Source organism: Rhodococcus sp. IEGM 1351 (assembly GCF_030056875.1).
GTDB classification, from domain to species: Bacteria; Actinomycetota; Actinomycetes; order Mycobacteriales; family Mycobacteriaceae; genus Rhodococcus_F; species Rhodococcus_F opacus.
In genome coordinates this window covers 93152-107615 of sequence record NZ_JASHKU010000019.1, presented here as the reverse complement: position 1 = coordinate 107615, position 14464 = coordinate 93152, and the positions used below count along the sequence as shown (strand labels likewise).

The following is a 14464-nucleotide window of genomic DNA, read 5'->3' as shown; positions in this document are numbered from 1 at the left end:
TGCTCGACCGTTGGTTAGAGTGGTGCGCATGGATTTCAGCAAGGGACACGGCACCGAGAACGACTTCGTGGTCCTCCCGGATCCCGATGTCCTCATCGACCTGTCGGCCCCGCGGGTAGCGGCGCTGTGCGATCGCAGGCGTGGGCTCGGCGCCGACGGAATCCTGCGCGTCGCGAAGGCCGGTGCGCTGGCCGCCGCCGGTGTGCTCGCCGAACTTCCCGACGGCACGTCCGAGGACGACTGGTTCATGGACTACCGCAACGCCGACGGCTCGATCGCGGAGATGTGCGGCAACGGCGTCCGTGTCTTCGCGCACTACCTCCGCGCGGCGGGGCTCGAGACACGCGACGAGTTCGTGGTCGGCAGCCGGGCCGGCGGCAAACCGGTGATCGTGCACTCGGCCGACGGCGCCTTCGGCGAGGTCACCGTCGACATGGGCGTGGTGCGGGATCTGGGAACCAGTGCCGCGACCATCGACGGCAAGGTGTTCAACGGGATCGGCATCGACGTCGGCAACCCGCACCTGGCGTGTGTCGATGCGCACCTCACGGCGGCGTCCCTGTCGGCCCTCGACCTGACGGCCGCACCCGGGTTCGATCCCGGCTTCTTCCCGCACGGCGTGAACGTGGAGATCCTCACCCGCATCGATTCCGGTGCCGTGGACATGCGGGTACACGAGCGCGGGGTCGGCGAAACACGGTCGTGCGGCACCGGGACGGTGGCCGCGGCCACCGCCGCTCTGCGCTTCGACGGGGCCGACTCCGGTGAGGTGAATGTCCGTATTCCCGGTGGTCAGGTCACCGTTGCGGTGTCCGACGGCCGGGCGACGTTGCGCGGACCGTCCGTCCTGGTGGCGTCCGGGAACCTCGACGACGGCTGGTGGAACGGCCTCGCCTGATCGCCCTGCGCGAAATGCACGTGCGCACCCTCGACATTCCGTGGGATCATGAGGGTGTATGACGAAAACACATCGCACAGAAGAATCGCCGATCTCCGACTCCACTGAGTTCGCCTACGACGACGGGCGCCCTTCGGTCGGCGAGATGCAACTCGAGGACCGCAGCGCGCTGCGCCGAGTTGCCGGGCTCTCCACCGAGCTCACAGACGTCACCGAGGTCGAATACCGACAGCTGCGCCTCGAACGCGTGGTGCTCGTCGGTGTCTGGACGCAGGGAACCGCGGCGCAGGCCGAATCCAGCATGGCCGAGCTCGCGGCTCTGGCCGAGACCGCCGGGTCCGAGGTCCTCGAGGGCCTCGTCCAGCGGCGGGACAAACCAGACGCGGCCACCTACATCGGTTCCGGCAAGGCCGAGGAACTCCGTGAGGTCGTCCTCTCGACCGGCGCCGACACCGTCATCTGCGACGGTGAACTCACTCCCGCGCAGCTGACCGCGCTGGAGAAGGTCGTCAAGGTCAAGGTCATCGACCGGACGGCCCTCATCCTCGACATCTTCGCTCAGCACGCGACGTCCAGGGAGGGCAAGGCGCAGGTTGCACTGGCCCAGATGGAATACATGCTGCCGCGACTGCGTGGCTGGGGTGAATCGATGTCCCGGCAGGCGGGTGGTCGCGCCGGCAGCAACGGCGGCGTGGGGCTGCGTGGTCCCGGTGAGACCAAGATCGAGACGGACCGCCGGCGAATCCGTGAGCGGATGGCGAAGCTGCGGCGCGAGATCAAGGGCATGAAGGCCGCCCGCGACACCAAACGCACCAGGCGTCTGCGGAGCGAGACCCCGTCCATCGCGATCGTCGGATACACCAACGCCGGCAAGTCGAGCCTGCTCAACGCTTTGACCGGGTCCGGGGTGCTGGTGCAGAACGCGCTGTTCGCCACCCTCGACCCCACCACCCGGCGGGCGGCGCTGGACGACGGCCGCGAGTACGTCCTCACCGACACCGTCGGGTTCGTCCGGCACCTGCCGACGCAGCTGATCGAGGCGTTCCGCTCGACGCTCGAGGAAGTCACGGACGCGGATCTGCTGCTTCACGTCGTCGACGGTTCCGATCCGCTGCCCACGGATCAGATCAGGGCCGTCCACGAGGTGATCACCGAGGTGATCCGGGAGAACGACGCCGCAGCGCCGCCGGAACTCATCGTGGTGAACAAGATCGACGCGGCCGACCCGGTCACGCTGACCCAGCTGCGCGGCCTGCTGCCCGGAGCGGCGTTCGTCTCCGCCCGGACCGGGGAAGGCATCGCCGAGTTGCGCGCGCATCTCAGTGATGTGCTGGTCCGCCCGGAGATCGAGGTCAGCGTTCTCCTCCCGTACAACCGGGGAGACCTGATGGCCCGGATCCACTCGGACGGACAGATCCTCGACTCGTCCCACGAAGAGGACGGCACGCGCGTCCACGCGCGGGTGCCCGAAGCGCTGGCGTCGGCACTGGTTCAGTACAGCGGCAGTGCCTGACCGCTCACGGTGGTCGGCCCGTGTCGCGGTCGCGGTGCTCGCTGCGTGCACACCGCTCGCGGCGGCGGGCGCCGGGTCCGCAGAGCCGTTCTTCCGCGATCAGACCGCCGTCGACGCGTCGGAATTCGGTCCGCTCTGCACTCCCGACGATTCGGGGGTCGGCACCCCGGACGAGGCCTCGCTGGAAGAGCTGTCGGGGCTCGTGTCGGCGGGGGGACTGCTCTACGCGGTCGGTGACAGCGGGTCCGATCGCGCGGTCGCGGTGATGGACGGGAACTGCGCCGTGCAGCGGTGGCTTCCGCTGCCGGTCGATCCGTACGACGTCGAGGACATGGCCTCCGGCCCCGACGGCCGGCTGTGGCTCGCCGACACCGGGGACAACGGACGCCGACGCGACACGGTGGCACTGATCGCGATGGACCGCGACACCGGCGCAGGGGAACTGCATCGGCTGACGTATCCGGACGGCCCGCACGACGCCGAGACCGTTCTCGTCCAAAACGACGGCACCCCGCTGATCGTCACGAAGGAAGTGTTCGGGGCGGGCAACGTGTACCGGCCTGCGGAGGGCGCCGGTGTGGGCGGCCTCGCGAGCCCCGGCCCGACCCCGCTCGAGAAGGTGGGGACGCTGGACGTCGCCGAGACGAACGGCGCCGACGACGCCACCACCGGGAGCGGCACCACGGCCCCGGCCCTGCATTCGACGATGTTCACCGGCGGCGCCGTGTCCGCCGACGGAACCGTGGCCGCCGTCCGCAGCTACTCCGACGTTTTCCTGTTCTCGGCGCCGGACGGCGACCTGGCCGCCGCGTTCGCCGCGGGGCCGGTGGTGCGCGCACACGTTCCGCAGCAGCCGCAGGGGGAGTCGATCGCGTTCACCGAGAACGGCGACCTGCTGATCGCCTCCGAGGCGCGGGAGGGTCCCGTTCCGCCGATTCAGGCGCTGCCCGGGGCGGTATCGAGGGTGCAGCAGCAGGCCCGCACGGAGACAGTCGCGGACGAGGCGTCGGCGCATTCGTCGGGAACGTTGTGGGGGATCGGCATCGCCGGCGGCGCGGTCGTGCTCGTGGTCGGCGCCGGCTTCCTGGTCCGCCGCCGTGCCCGATAGGTCTGTTTTGCGAGAAATGTTGCGAGCCTGATTCTTTCGGTGGCCGGCACGGTGTGAATACTGGCGGGGTGCAGGCCCACGAGTTGTTGTCGCGTATCGCCCACCTGTCACTCGAGCACGGTCGCGCCCAGACCGCATCGACCGTCGCCGTGGTGGCGGGCACCGTCGTAATGCTCGCGGCGTCGCGTTCCGCCCGGCCGCCGATCCTCCGCGCCGCGGCGGTCGCGGTGCCCGTGACCGCGGTGATCGGGGGTGCCGTGTGGGCGACGTACCGGCCGCTTCCCAATCAGATACCGCCCGCGGGATACGCGTGGATCTGGCTCGCCGTCGGCACCCTCGTACTCGCAGCGGCTCTCCTGCTCCGGAAGCCCGGCGTCCGGCGCGCAGTGGTGATCGGGACGGCAGGTGCCATGGTCGCGGCCGCGGCGGTCGGGCAGGTCAATGCGGAGGTCGGCGTCTTCCCGACCGTCGGTTCGCTGGCCGGGCACCGCCCGCCGACGGTAGTCGAGCCGGTGTCGTTCGGTGCCGTCCCCGGGTTCGAAAGCGCCGTGCAGTCCGGGACCCCGATGGACTCGGTGTGGACACGTCCGGTGCGCACACCCGGCTCCGGTGTGGTGACGGAAGTGGAGATCCCCGGCACCGAATCCGGATTCCCGGCCCGGCCGGCCGTGTTGTATCTGCCGCCGGCGTACCTGACGTCGCCCCGCGCCGTGCTCCCCGTCATGGTGATGATCGCGGGACAGCCGGGGCGCCCCCAGGACTGGTTCGGCAGCGGACGATTGGGGTCCACGGTGGACGCGTATGCCGCGCGGCACGACGGCCTCGCGCCGGTCGTCGTGGTGGTCGACGCACTGGGGTCGCAGGACGCGAATCCGCTCTGTCTGGATTCGGCGCTGGGCAACGCTGCCACCTACGTGGCCCGCGACGTGCCCGCGTGGATCGAGAAGTCCCTGCAGGTGTCGCGCGATCCGGCGCAGTGGGCGATCGGCGGATTCTCGTACGGGGGTACCTGTTCGATCCAGCTGGCCGTGAACTATCCGGCGATCTACCCGACGTTTCTCGACTTCCTCGGTCAGGACGAGCCCTCGCTGGGCGATCACGCGGGGACGGTTGCGGCGACGTTCGCCGGCGACGAGCGTGCGTTCGCGGCGGTCAATCCGGTCGACGTGCTGAGGACGCGGCAGTTTCCGGAGCTGACCGGGGTGTTCGTCGCCGGGGCGGCGGACGACGAATACCGCCCGCAGCAGCAGCGGATGTTCGCTGCCGCGCGGGCGGCCGGCCTGAACGTGCGGTACTACGAGCTCCCCGGTGGCCACGAGGGCGCAACCTGGGGTGCGGCGCTCGAGCGGGAGATGGACTGGACCGGCCGTCAGCTGGGTCTCACCAGCTGACGGCCGGATAGCGGTCAGGCGTCGAGGTCGGCCGCCACCAGCTGGGCCACCTTCTCGACGGCGTCGGCGTCGTCGCTGGTGACCGTGACGTCGGTGCCCTTGGTGGCGCCGAGCGTCATGATGAGCAGTGCGGAACCGGCGTCCACGGGTTCGCCGTCCGCCACGGCCAGCGTGACGGGCACACCGGCGGCGGCAACCGCTTCGGCGATGACGGCGGCGGGACGGGCGTGCAGGCCGATGGACGAACCGACGGCGACTGTGGTGCTGGGCATGGACTCTCTCCTCTGTCGGTGGGGGGTGGTGCGGGACGAGCGGGTCGATCTGTTTCTCTTACGCTGCGACTGTCGCAACGTCGGGGTCGAGTTCGGCGTCGGACGCGCCGGGCTTGATGAATTCCTTGGCGGCGACGACGCACAGTGCGGCGACGACGACACCGGCGGCCAGCGCCACCAGGAACCACAGCAGGTTGCCGATGGCGAAGAAGACGAAGATTCCGCCGTGCGGTGCGCTGAGGGTGACGTTGAACGCCATGATCAGGGCGCCGGTGACGGCGCCGCCGGCCATCATCGAGGGAATGACGCGCAGCGGGTCGGCGGCGGCGAACGGAATGGCACCTTCGGAGATGAACGCCGAGCCGAGAAGCCAGGCCGCCTTGCCGTTTTCGCGTTCCGCCTCGCTGAACAGGCTGGGACGCAGGACGGTCGACGCGAGAGCCATCGCCAGCGGCGGGACCATGCCCGCAGCCATCACGGCCGCCATGATCCGCAGCGAGGCGGGATCGTTGACGTTGAGGCCGGCCACCGCGAACGCGTAGGCGGCCTTGTTCACCGGGCCACCGAGGTCGAAGCACATCATCAGGCCGAGGATGATGCCGAGGAAGATGACGGAGCTGCCGGACAGACCGTTGAGCCAGTTCGTCAGTCCCGACGTGATCGAGGCGAGCGGACGGCCCAGGACCAGGAACATGAGTGCGCCGACGATCAGCGTCGCGAACAGCGGGATGATCACCACCGGCATCAGGCCGCGCAACCACTGGGGAACCGGGATCCGGCTGATCCACAGCGCGACCACGCCGGCGATCAGACCACCGACGAGGCCTCCGATGAATCCGGCGCCGACGAAGACAGCCACGGCGCCCGCGGTGAAGCCCGGCGCCAGACCGGGCCGGTCGGCGATGGCGAAGGCGATGTAACCGGCCAGAGCGGGTACGAGGAAGCTGAACGCCAGCGAACCCAGTTGGAACAGCACCGCGCCCAGGTACGTCGCCAGGCCACCCTCGGGGAGTTGGCCGAGGGAGTTGCTGAGGACGATGTCCTCCGCGGGACCGGAGATCTCGTACCCGCCGAGCAGGAAGCCGAGGGCGATCAGCAGACCGCCGGCGGCGACGAACGGGATCATGTAACTGACACCGGTGAGCAGCACCTGGCGCAGGTGGGTGCCCCAGCCGATCGATCCGGCCGGCTCGTCCGCCGCGCTGCCGGCGCTACCCGCGTCCACGGTGGCCGCGGACGGGTTCATGCCCGCGCGCAGTGCCTCGGTGATCATGGTGTCGGGCTCGTTGATGGCGCGCTTGACGCCCGACGCCACCACCGGCTTGCCTGCGAAGCGTTCCTTGCCCTTCACCCCGACATCGGTGGCGAAGATGACGGCGGATGCGCCCGCGATCACTCCCGGTGCCAGCGGTGTGCTTCCGCTCGAACCCTGAGTCTCCACGTGGACGACGACGCCTGCGCGTTCGCCGGCGGCGACGAGGGAGTCGGCGGCCATGTACGTGTGGGCGATGCCGGTCGGGCAGGCCGTGACCGCGACGATGTGCTTCGGTCCCTCTTCGGGCTCGGGTTCCTTCTCCGGGGCGACCGGTTCGGGCGTCGGAGCCGGGGCCGGGGCCGCGGCGGCCGCCGCGGGTGCTGCGGCTGCTGCGGGGGCCGCGGCCGCCGGTGTGGCGGCGGGTGCGGGTGCGGGTGCCAGGACGTCGTTCACCAGGGTGACGATCTCGGCGGGGGACTTCGCATCACGGAGCGCTCCGACGAAGGCGGGGCGCACCAGCGCCCGCGCGAGCGAGGAGAGCAGCTTCATGTGCTCCGCGCCCGCACCTTCGGGCGCGGCGATGAGGAACACGAGATCTGCAGGTCCGTCGGGGGCACCGAAGTCGACCTTCGGGGCGAGCCGGGCGAATCCGAGGGACGCCGCCACAACGGCTTCGGAACGGCAGTGGGGGATCGCGATCCCACCGGGAAGTCCCGTCGCCGATTGTGATTCACGCGCCAGTGCGGCGTCGCGGAGAGCGTCCGCTTCGGTGGCGCGACCGGCGTCGGCCAGACGCCGGGAGAGCGCGGAGATCACGTCCTCCTTGGAGGCTCCGAGGTCGGTGTCCAGGGAGATCAGATCTTCGCTGATGATCTGCGGCCCCGAATCGCGGTCGGGTGTCGAGTGAGACATGGTGTTTCCTTCTGGTTCAGGCCGGATCGGGGGCGGGGGAGATGAGGGCGGTGACAGTGACGGCGTCGATGTCGACGTGTTCGGGGGTCGGCAGGGTGGTGCCGGGAAGGGCTGCCGCCGCGCTGCCGTAGGCGACGGCGGATCGGAGGCAGTCCGCGGGGGTCGCGCCGGACATCTGCGCTGCCAGGTAGCCAGCCAGCGACGAGTCGCCGGCGCCGACGGTGCTGCGGGCAACGATCGGTGGTGGCGTGGCCCACCAGGCGCCGGCCTCCGTCACGAGAACCGCACCCGCGGCACCGAGCGTGGCGAGGACGGCTTCGACCCCGCGGTCCACGAGTTGCCTGCCGGCATGGGCGGTGGCCGTCGGGTCCCCGCGCAGCGCGGACTCCTCGAGCAACTGCCCGTCGGCGCCGGTGAGCTGAGCGAGTTCCTCGCTGTTCGGTTTCACGAGGTCGGGGGCGGCCGCGGGGAACCGTTCCGCGAGCGCGAGCAGCGGGGCGTCCGACGTGTCGACGGCGACTCGGCATGGTGCCGAGCGGAGTGCCTCGACGAGCGTGGCGTACCAGTCGGTGGGAATGCCCGGGGGAAGGGAACCGGACAGCACGACCCACTCGGCCCGGGACCCGCGTTCGATGATCTCCGACTGCAGATCGGCGAGGGACTCGGCCGACATGACGACGCCGGGTTCGTTGACCTTGGTGGTGGTGCCGTCGGGTTCGGTGATGGTGATGTTGGTGCGCGCCGGACCGGACGTCGCCACGGTCACGTGCTCGATCCCGTGCTCGGACAGGGCGGTGAGCAGGGGATCACCCTCGTTGCCCGGGAGTACCGCGACAGCGGCGACACCGGCCGACGTGAGCGCGCGGGCGACGTTGACGCCCTTGCCTCCCGGGTCGCTGTGGGTGGCGGCCGCGCGCAGAACGGTTCCTCGTTCGAGGCGTCCCACCAGGTTGACGGTGCGGTCGATGCTCGGATTGGCGGTCAGCGTGACGATCATGCGATCACCACCTCGATTCCCTGGTCGTGGAAGTGGGCTCGGTCTGCGGAACTGATGTCGGCGTCGGTGACGAGGATGTCGACGCTGTGGATGGGGGCGAAGCTCACGAGGTGTTCCCTCCCGACCTTCGACGAGTCGGCGACCACGACGACGTGGTTGGCGCACCGGACCATCGCGCGCTTGACCGCGGCCTCCTCGGTGTCCGGGGTGGACAGGCCGTGGCCGACGCTGAGCGCGTTGGTGCCGATGAACGCGACGTCGACGCGGAGGACGTCGAGGATGCGCAGCGCCTCCTCGCCGACGGCGGCCTGCGTGATGCCGCGCACCCGGCCGCCCAGCATGTGGAGCGTCACCGAATTGAGTCCCGCGAGCCGGGCTGCGATCGGCACGGAGTTGGTGATCACGGTGAGGTCCAGATCGGACGGGAGTTCCGGGATGATGCGCCCCGTCGTGGTTCCCGCGTCGAACAGCACGCTGCCACCGGACGGAGGCAGGTAGGCGGCGGCGCGCTTGGCGATCCGGTCCTTCTGCTCGGCGCGGGTGTGATCGCGCTCCGTCATGCCGGGCTCGGTGACGGTGAGGGACCCCGCAGGCACCGCGCCGCCGTGCACGCGGCGGACGTGGCCGAGACGCTCGAGAAGAGCGAGGTCACGGCGCACGGTCTCGGTGGTGACGCCGAACGTGTCGGAGAGGTCCGCGACCGACATGCGTCCGCGCTGCGAGATCAGCGTGGTGACCGCTTGCTGGCGTTCTTCCGGATACACCGTGACCCCGTTCCTGTTCTCGTCGGTGAAGTGTTCGGTGATGTGATCCGTTATGGTCTGCATCACACGAAATGTTGTGTCATGTTGTTTTACGCCCGAGTGTGTTGACATGTCAAGAGTTGAGAGTAATCTCCGTCACATAGTCGATTCGCATTTCCGACTGTGTGAAGACAGAACGAGCCGGCCAGGAGGACCCGATGACCGAAGACCGTGAAATCGTGCGAGGTACGCCGGTGGTACCCGGCATTGCCTACGCGCCGGTGATCTGGCCGGCTCCGCGGCCGGAGGTCGCACCCGGATCGGCCCGGATCGACGAGGCGTCGCGGGACGCGGAGAAGGTCCGCTTCGAGGAAGCGGCCGCCGTCGTGTCAGGGCGACTCCGCGACCGCGCGGCGAGCGTCTCCGGGGCCGCGGCAGAGGTGCTGCAGGCGAACGCGGCGATGGCTGCCGACCGCGGCTGGCTCGGTGCCGCGCAGAAGCTGATCGCCGGTGGAGCCCCGGCCGAGGAAGCGGCGGCCGAAGCCACCGAGCAGTTCGCCACCCTGTTCACCAAGATGGGCGGGCTGATGGCCGAACGGGTGACCGACCTGCGCGACATCCGGGACCGTGTCGTGTCCGAACTCCTCGGCCTGCCCGAACCCGGCATCCCCGTGCCCACGACACCGTCGATCCTGTGTGCCCAGGACCTCGCGCCCGCCGACACCGCCGGTCTCGATCCCGAATTGATCGTCGGACTCGTGACCGTCCTCGGCGGCCCGACGAGCCACACCGCGATCATCTCGCGGCAGCTGGGCATACCGTGTGTGGTCGCGGTGCGTGACCTCGAATCCGTCGTCGCGGGCACCCCCGTCCTCCTCGACGGGTCGGCGGGCGAACTCGTGGTCGAACCGGACCCCGTGGAGGCCCGTGCCGCCGTGGAACACGGCCGCGCCGAACGGATCCGCATCCAGTCGTGGGAAGGACCCGGCCGCACGAGCGACGGGCATTCCGTGTCGATTCTGGCCAACGTCCAGGACGGGGCCGGTGCGCGCTCGGCGGCCACGACCGCCGCCGAGGGCGTCGGACTGTTCCGCACCGAGTTGTGCTTCCTGGACCGCGATTCCGAGCCCGGTGTCGACGAGCAGGCCGAGATCTACGGAGAGGTGCTCGACGCGTTCGCCGGCCGGAAGGTGGTGATCCGGACCCTCGACGCGGGATCGGACAAGCCGCTGCGCTTCGCCAACCACGCAGAAGAGGCGAACCCGGCGCTCGGGGTCCGCGGAATCCGGATCGCCGAACAGAACCCGGGAATCCTCAGCAGGCAACTCGACGCCGTCGCCGCCGCGGCGAAGCAGACACAGTCGCAGCCGTGGGTGATGGCGCCGATGATCTCGACTCCCGCCGAGGCCGAATCCTTCGCGGCGGAGGTCCGCGCCCGCGGACTCGTGCCCGGCGTGATGGTCGAGGTACCGGCCGCCGCGCTTCTGGCCGACCGCCTCCTGCGCCACGTCGACTTCCTGTCCATCGGCACGAACGACCTCGCGCAGTACACGATGGCCGCCGACCGGATGTCCTCCGACCTGGCATCGCTCACCGATCCCTGGCAACCGGCGGTCCTCGCGCTCGTCGCCCGCACGGCCGAGGCGGGCATCGCGGCGGGCAAACCGGTCGGCGTCTGCGGCGAGGCGGCCGCCGACCCGCTACTCGCCTGCGTGCTGATCGGACTCGGGGTCACGTCGCTGTCCTGCGCCGGTGCCGCCGTGTCCGGTGTCGGGGCGAAGGTGGGATCGGTCTCGCTGGACGACTGCCGTCGTGCCGCCGAGGACGTGCTCGCCACGAGTGATCCGGCGGAGGCGCGGACCGCGGCGGTACGGGTGCTGGGCGCGTAGTCCCGGTTTGCCGCGGGATCCGGTCCCGAAGACGCGAAACTCCCAGATCGTGCCTACTATTGGCGAACTGTGACGAAAAGAGAAACCGACGCCCCCGACGGTCCGGCCGGCGGCTCTGCCGGCCCGTCCACCCCCACGCGGGCGTTCGGGTGGACGATGCACGGCGACGGCAGGCGGATCGGTGAGGGTGAGGTGGTCGCTCCCGGCGAGCGCCTCACCTGGCCGCGCACGGTCGGAATCGGGATGCAGCACGTCATCGCGATGTTCGGCGCCACCCTCCTGGTGCCGACCATCACCGGGTTTCCGGTCACTACGACACTGCTGTTCTCGGGTATCGGTACGGCCCTGTTCCTGATCATCACCCGCGGCCGCATCCCCAGCTATCTCGGTTCGTCGTTCGCGTTCATCGCGCCGCTGACGGCGTCGCAGAGTTCGGGTCCCGCCGCGCAACTCGGCGGCGTCGCCGCCGCGGGTCTGTTGCTGCTCGTGGTGGGCATCGCGGTGAAGCTGGCCGGATCGCGGGTCATCGACGCCGTCATGCCACCCGTCGTCACCGGCGCCGTGGTCGCCCTGATCGGGCTCAATCTCGCACCCACCGCGGTGGATTCGTTCGAATCGCAACCGCTGATCGCCGGGGTGACCCTGCTGGCGATCCTGCTCGTGACAGTGCTCGGTCCGGGACTGCTGGGCCGTCTCGGAATCCTCGTCGGTGTCGTCGTCGGCTGGGTGTTCGCCGCCGTGATCGGCGGGCTCGCCGAGGAGCGGGTCACAGCGCTGCGGGAGGCGGCCTGGTTCGGTGTGCCCGAATTACGGGGGCCGACGTTCGAATGGTCCGTGATCGCGCTGACCCTGCCGGTGGTCATCGTCCTGATCGCCGAGAACGTCGGCCACGTCAAGGCGGTGTCGGCCATGACGGGTCGGTCGCTCGACGACGTCGCCGGTGACGCCCTCGTCGCGGACGGACTGGCCACCACCCTCGCCGGATTCGGGGGCGGCTCCGGGACCACCACGTACGCCGAGAACATCGGAGTCATGGCCGCGACGCGGGTCTATTCCACCGCCGCCTACTGGGTCGCGGCCGCCACCGCCGTGGTCCTCGCGTTCTCACCGAAGTTCGGTGCCCTCGTGTTCACCGTGCCGAACGGTGTCATCGGCGGCGCCACCCTCGTGCTGTACGGACTGATCGGTGTCCTCGGTGTGCGCATCTGGATGGACGCCGAGGTGGATTTCACCGACCCCGTGAACCTCACCGTGGTCGCCGCGGCGCTCGTCGCCGGCATCGGCGACCTGACGCTGACGATCGGATCCGTGGAACTCGGTGGCATCGCGTGGGGTTCGGTGGGCATCCTCGTCGCCTACCCGGTGATGCGCTCGCTCGCGCGGTTCCGCAAGCCCTGAGACCGTGACCGGATGGGTCACGAATCCCGATCACCTGGGTCATTCACCACGTAGTTCCTCGCCTCTACCGTCGAACGAGACGTACCCAGATAGTTGATACGAGGAGTCGGCGTGGAGCGCACCCTGTTCGAACCGGAGCACGAACTGTTCCGGGAGTCGTACCGCAAGTTTCTCGCACAGCACGCCGAGCCGAACCACGCCACGTGGGAAGAGCAGAACATCGTCGACCGCAGCCTGTGGGTCGAGGCCGGCAAGCAGGGCTTCCTCGGCATGGCCGTGCCGGAGGAATTCGGTGGCGGCGGCGTGCGCGACTTCCGGTACAACGCGATCGTCACCGAGGAGACCACCCGGGGCGGGTACAGCGGCATCGGCTTCACCCTGCACAACGACGTCGTCGCGCCCTACCTGCTCGAACTGAGCAACGAGGAGCAGAAGCAGCGCTGGCTGCCCGGCTTCGCGTCGGGTGAACTGATCACAGCCATCGCGATGACCGAGCCGGGCACCGGCAGCGACCTGCAGGGCATCAAGACCCGCGCCGTGCGCGACGGCGACGACTGGGTCCTCAACGGTTCGAAGACCTTCATCACGAACGGCATCAACGCCGACCTCGTAATCGTCGTCGCGTGTACCGATCCCGACAAGGGGGCGCAGGGATTCAGCCTCCTGGTCGTCGAACGGGACATGCCGGGCTTCGAACGCGGCCGCAACCTCGACAAGATCGGTATGAAGGCGCAGGACACCGCGGAACTCAGCTTCACCGATGTCCGCGTTCCCGCCGCCAACCTCCTCGGCGAGGAGGGGATGGGCTTCCTCTACCTGATGAAGAACCTTCCCCAGGAGCGGCTGTCGATCGCCGTGGTGGCCGCGGCCGCAATGGAATCGGCACTGGACATGACGATCCAGTACTGCCGCGACCGGAAGGCTTTCGGCAAGTCGATCGGCAGCTTCCAGAACACCCGTTTCGTGCTCGCCGAACTCGCCACCGAGGCAACGGCCGTCCGAGTCCTCGTCGACAAGTTCATCGAACTGCTCAACGACGAGAAGTTGTCGGTGCAGGAAGCGGCGATGGCCAAGTGGTGGACCACCGAGGCGCAGGTCCGGCTGATCGACCGGTGCCTGCAGCTGCACGGCGGCTACGGATACATGAAGGAGTACCCGATCGCCAAGGCGTACATGGATTCTCGTGTCCAGACCATCTACGGCGGTACCACCGAGATCATGAAGGAAATCATCGGTCGCGGCCTCAATCTCTGACGAGGCACGGCCTGCGTATCCGGGGTGGATGCGAGGAGGGCCCCACGGCGATCGCCGTGGGGCCCTCCTCGTGCCGGGACTAGATCTTGCGCATGACCGTGACGACCTTGCCCAGAACGACCGCGTCGTTGCCGGGGATCGGATCGAACAGCGGATTGTGCGGCATCAGCCACACCTCGTTCTCGGTGCGCTTGAACGTCTTGACGGTGGCTTCGCCGTCGATCATCGCTGCCACGATGTCTCCGTTCTCCGCCACGTTCTGCTGACGGACCACCACCCAGTCGCCGTCGCAGATCGCGGCATCGATCATCGATTCGCCGACGACCTTGAGCAGGAACAGCGAGCCCTGGCCCACCAGTTCGCGGGGAAGCGGGAAGACGTCCTCCACTGCTTCCTCGGCGAGGATCGGGCCACCGGCCGCGATCCGGCCGAGGACCGGGACGAACGTGGGTTCCGGCAGGGGTGCGCCGTCGGCGCCGGACTTGACCGCGGCCAACCCGACGGCGGCGCTCGCGTTCGCGGCGGCTCCCGCCGCCACCTCGTCGAGGCCGCGCACGTCCACGGCGCGCGGACGATTGGGATCCCGGCGGAGGAAGCCCTTCCGCTCCAGCGTGCGCAGCTGATGAGCGACGGACGACGTGGAGGTGAGCCCCACGGCGTCGCCGATCTCGCGGATGCTCGGCGGATATCCGCGCTCGTTCACGGACGTGCGAATCACCTCGAGGACACGGCGCTGCCGGTCGGTCAACCCGGCGGCGGAGCCACCGCTCACACGTGGAGTCGAACCGTCGGTCGAGCTGTCGTCCTTCATGGCGAGGTGCCTCCGTCTGTATG

Annotated in this window: 12 protein-coding genes; 7 read left to right on the top strand and 5 right to left on the bottom strand. The window is 69.4% G+C overall.

Annotated features, from left to right (window positions below):
- Positions 1–28 precede the first annotated feature (28 nt).
- The 4 genes from dapF (at position 29) to QM806_RS28655 (ending at position 4910) form a co-directional block, all read left to right on the top strand.
- Positions 29–898 (top strand): diaminopimelate epimerase, encoded by an 870-nt coding sequence (gene dapF / locus QM806_RS28670; protein ID WP_054248743.1) that lies wholly within the window; start codon positions 29–31, stop codon positions 896–898.
- A gap of 58 nt (positions 899–956) precedes the next feature.
- Entirely contained in the window at positions 957–2411 is a 1455-nt protein-coding gene (gene hflX, locus QM806_RS28665; protein WP_005240762.1) for a GTPase HflX, read from the top strand.
- Positions 2404–3519, top strand: a complete 1116-nt coding sequence (locus tag QM806_RS28660) for a hypothetical protein (RefSeq protein ID WP_054248744.1) — start codon at positions 2404–2406, stop codon at positions 3517–3519. The genes hflX and QM806_RS28660 overlap by 8 nt, the downstream gene beginning before the upstream one ends.
- A gap of 68 nt (positions 3520–3587) precedes the next feature.
- On the top strand, positions 3588–4910 hold the full coding sequence (locus tag QM806_RS28655; protein WP_054248745.1) for an alpha/beta hydrolase: 1323 nt from the start codon (positions 3588–3590) through the stop codon (positions 4908–4910).
- Between the two features lie 14 nt (positions 4911–4924).
- Here QM806_RS28655 and QM806_RS28650 read toward each other — a convergent pair whose 3' ends face one another.
- Genes QM806_RS28650 through QM806_RS28635 form a run of 4 tightly spaced genes read right to left on the bottom strand, consistent with a single transcriptional unit; the run spans position 4925 to position 9110 of the window.
- Positions 4925–5182: an HPr family phosphocarrier protein gene (locus tag QM806_RS28650; protein ID WP_005261132.1), complete on the bottom strand. Its 258-nt coding sequence runs from the start codon at positions 5180–5182 to the stop codon at positions 4925–4927.
- Positions 5183–5240: 58 nt separating this feature from the next.
- Complete coding sequence (locus QM806_RS28645; RefSeq protein ID WP_120659232.1) at positions 5241–7349, bottom strand: PTS fructose transporter subunit IIABC; 2109 nt, start codon at positions 7347–7349, stop codon at positions 5241–5243.
- A gap of 16 nt (positions 7350–7365) precedes the next feature.
- Positions 7366–8346: a 1-phosphofructokinase gene (pfkB, locus tag QM806_RS28640; RefSeq protein WP_120659231.1), complete on the bottom strand. Its 981-nt coding sequence runs from the start codon at positions 8344–8346 to the stop codon at positions 7366–7368.
- Positions 8343–9110, bottom strand: coding sequence for a DeoR/GlpR family DNA-binding transcription regulator (locus QM806_RS28635; protein WP_005261129.1), 768 nt, complete (start codon positions 9108–9110; stop codon positions 8343–8345). Before QM806_RS28635 ends, pfkB begins: the two co-directional genes overlap by 4 nt.
- A 197-nt stretch (positions 9111–9307) precedes the next feature.
- Between QM806_RS28635 and ptsP the strand changes: the two genes are divergently transcribed.
- The 3 genes from ptsP to QM806_RS28620 all read left to right on the top strand — a co-directional run bounded on the left by ptsP (position 9308) and on the right by QM806_RS28620 (position 13630).
- Positions 9308–10978: a phosphoenolpyruvate--protein phosphotransferase gene (gene ptsP, locus QM806_RS28630; RefSeq protein ID WP_054248817.1), complete on the top strand. Its 1671-nt coding sequence runs from the start codon at positions 9308–9310 to the stop codon at positions 10976–10978.
- A gap of 156 nt (positions 10979–11134) precedes the next feature.
- The gene (locus QM806_RS28625) at positions 11135–12376 is read left to right on the top strand and encodes a uracil-xanthine permease family protein (RefSeq protein ID WP_005261127.1); all 1242 of its coding nucleotides are present in this window, start codon (positions 11135–11137) and stop codon (positions 12374–12376) included.
- A 111-nt stretch (positions 12377–12487) separates the two neighbouring features.
- Entirely contained in the window at positions 12488–13630 is a 1143-nt protein-coding gene (locus QM806_RS28620; RefSeq protein WP_005567358.1) for an acyl-CoA dehydrogenase family protein, read from the top strand.
- A gap of 79 nt (positions 13631–13709) precedes the next feature.
- Here QM806_RS28620 and lexA read toward each other — a convergent pair whose 3' ends face one another.
- The gene (gene lexA, locus QM806_RS28615; protein ID WP_005567360.1) at positions 13710–14441 is read right to left on the bottom strand and encodes a transcriptional repressor LexA; all 732 of its coding nucleotides are present in this window, start codon (positions 14439–14441) and stop codon (positions 13710–13712) included.
- Between the last annotated feature and the right edge of the window lie 23 nt (positions 14442–14464).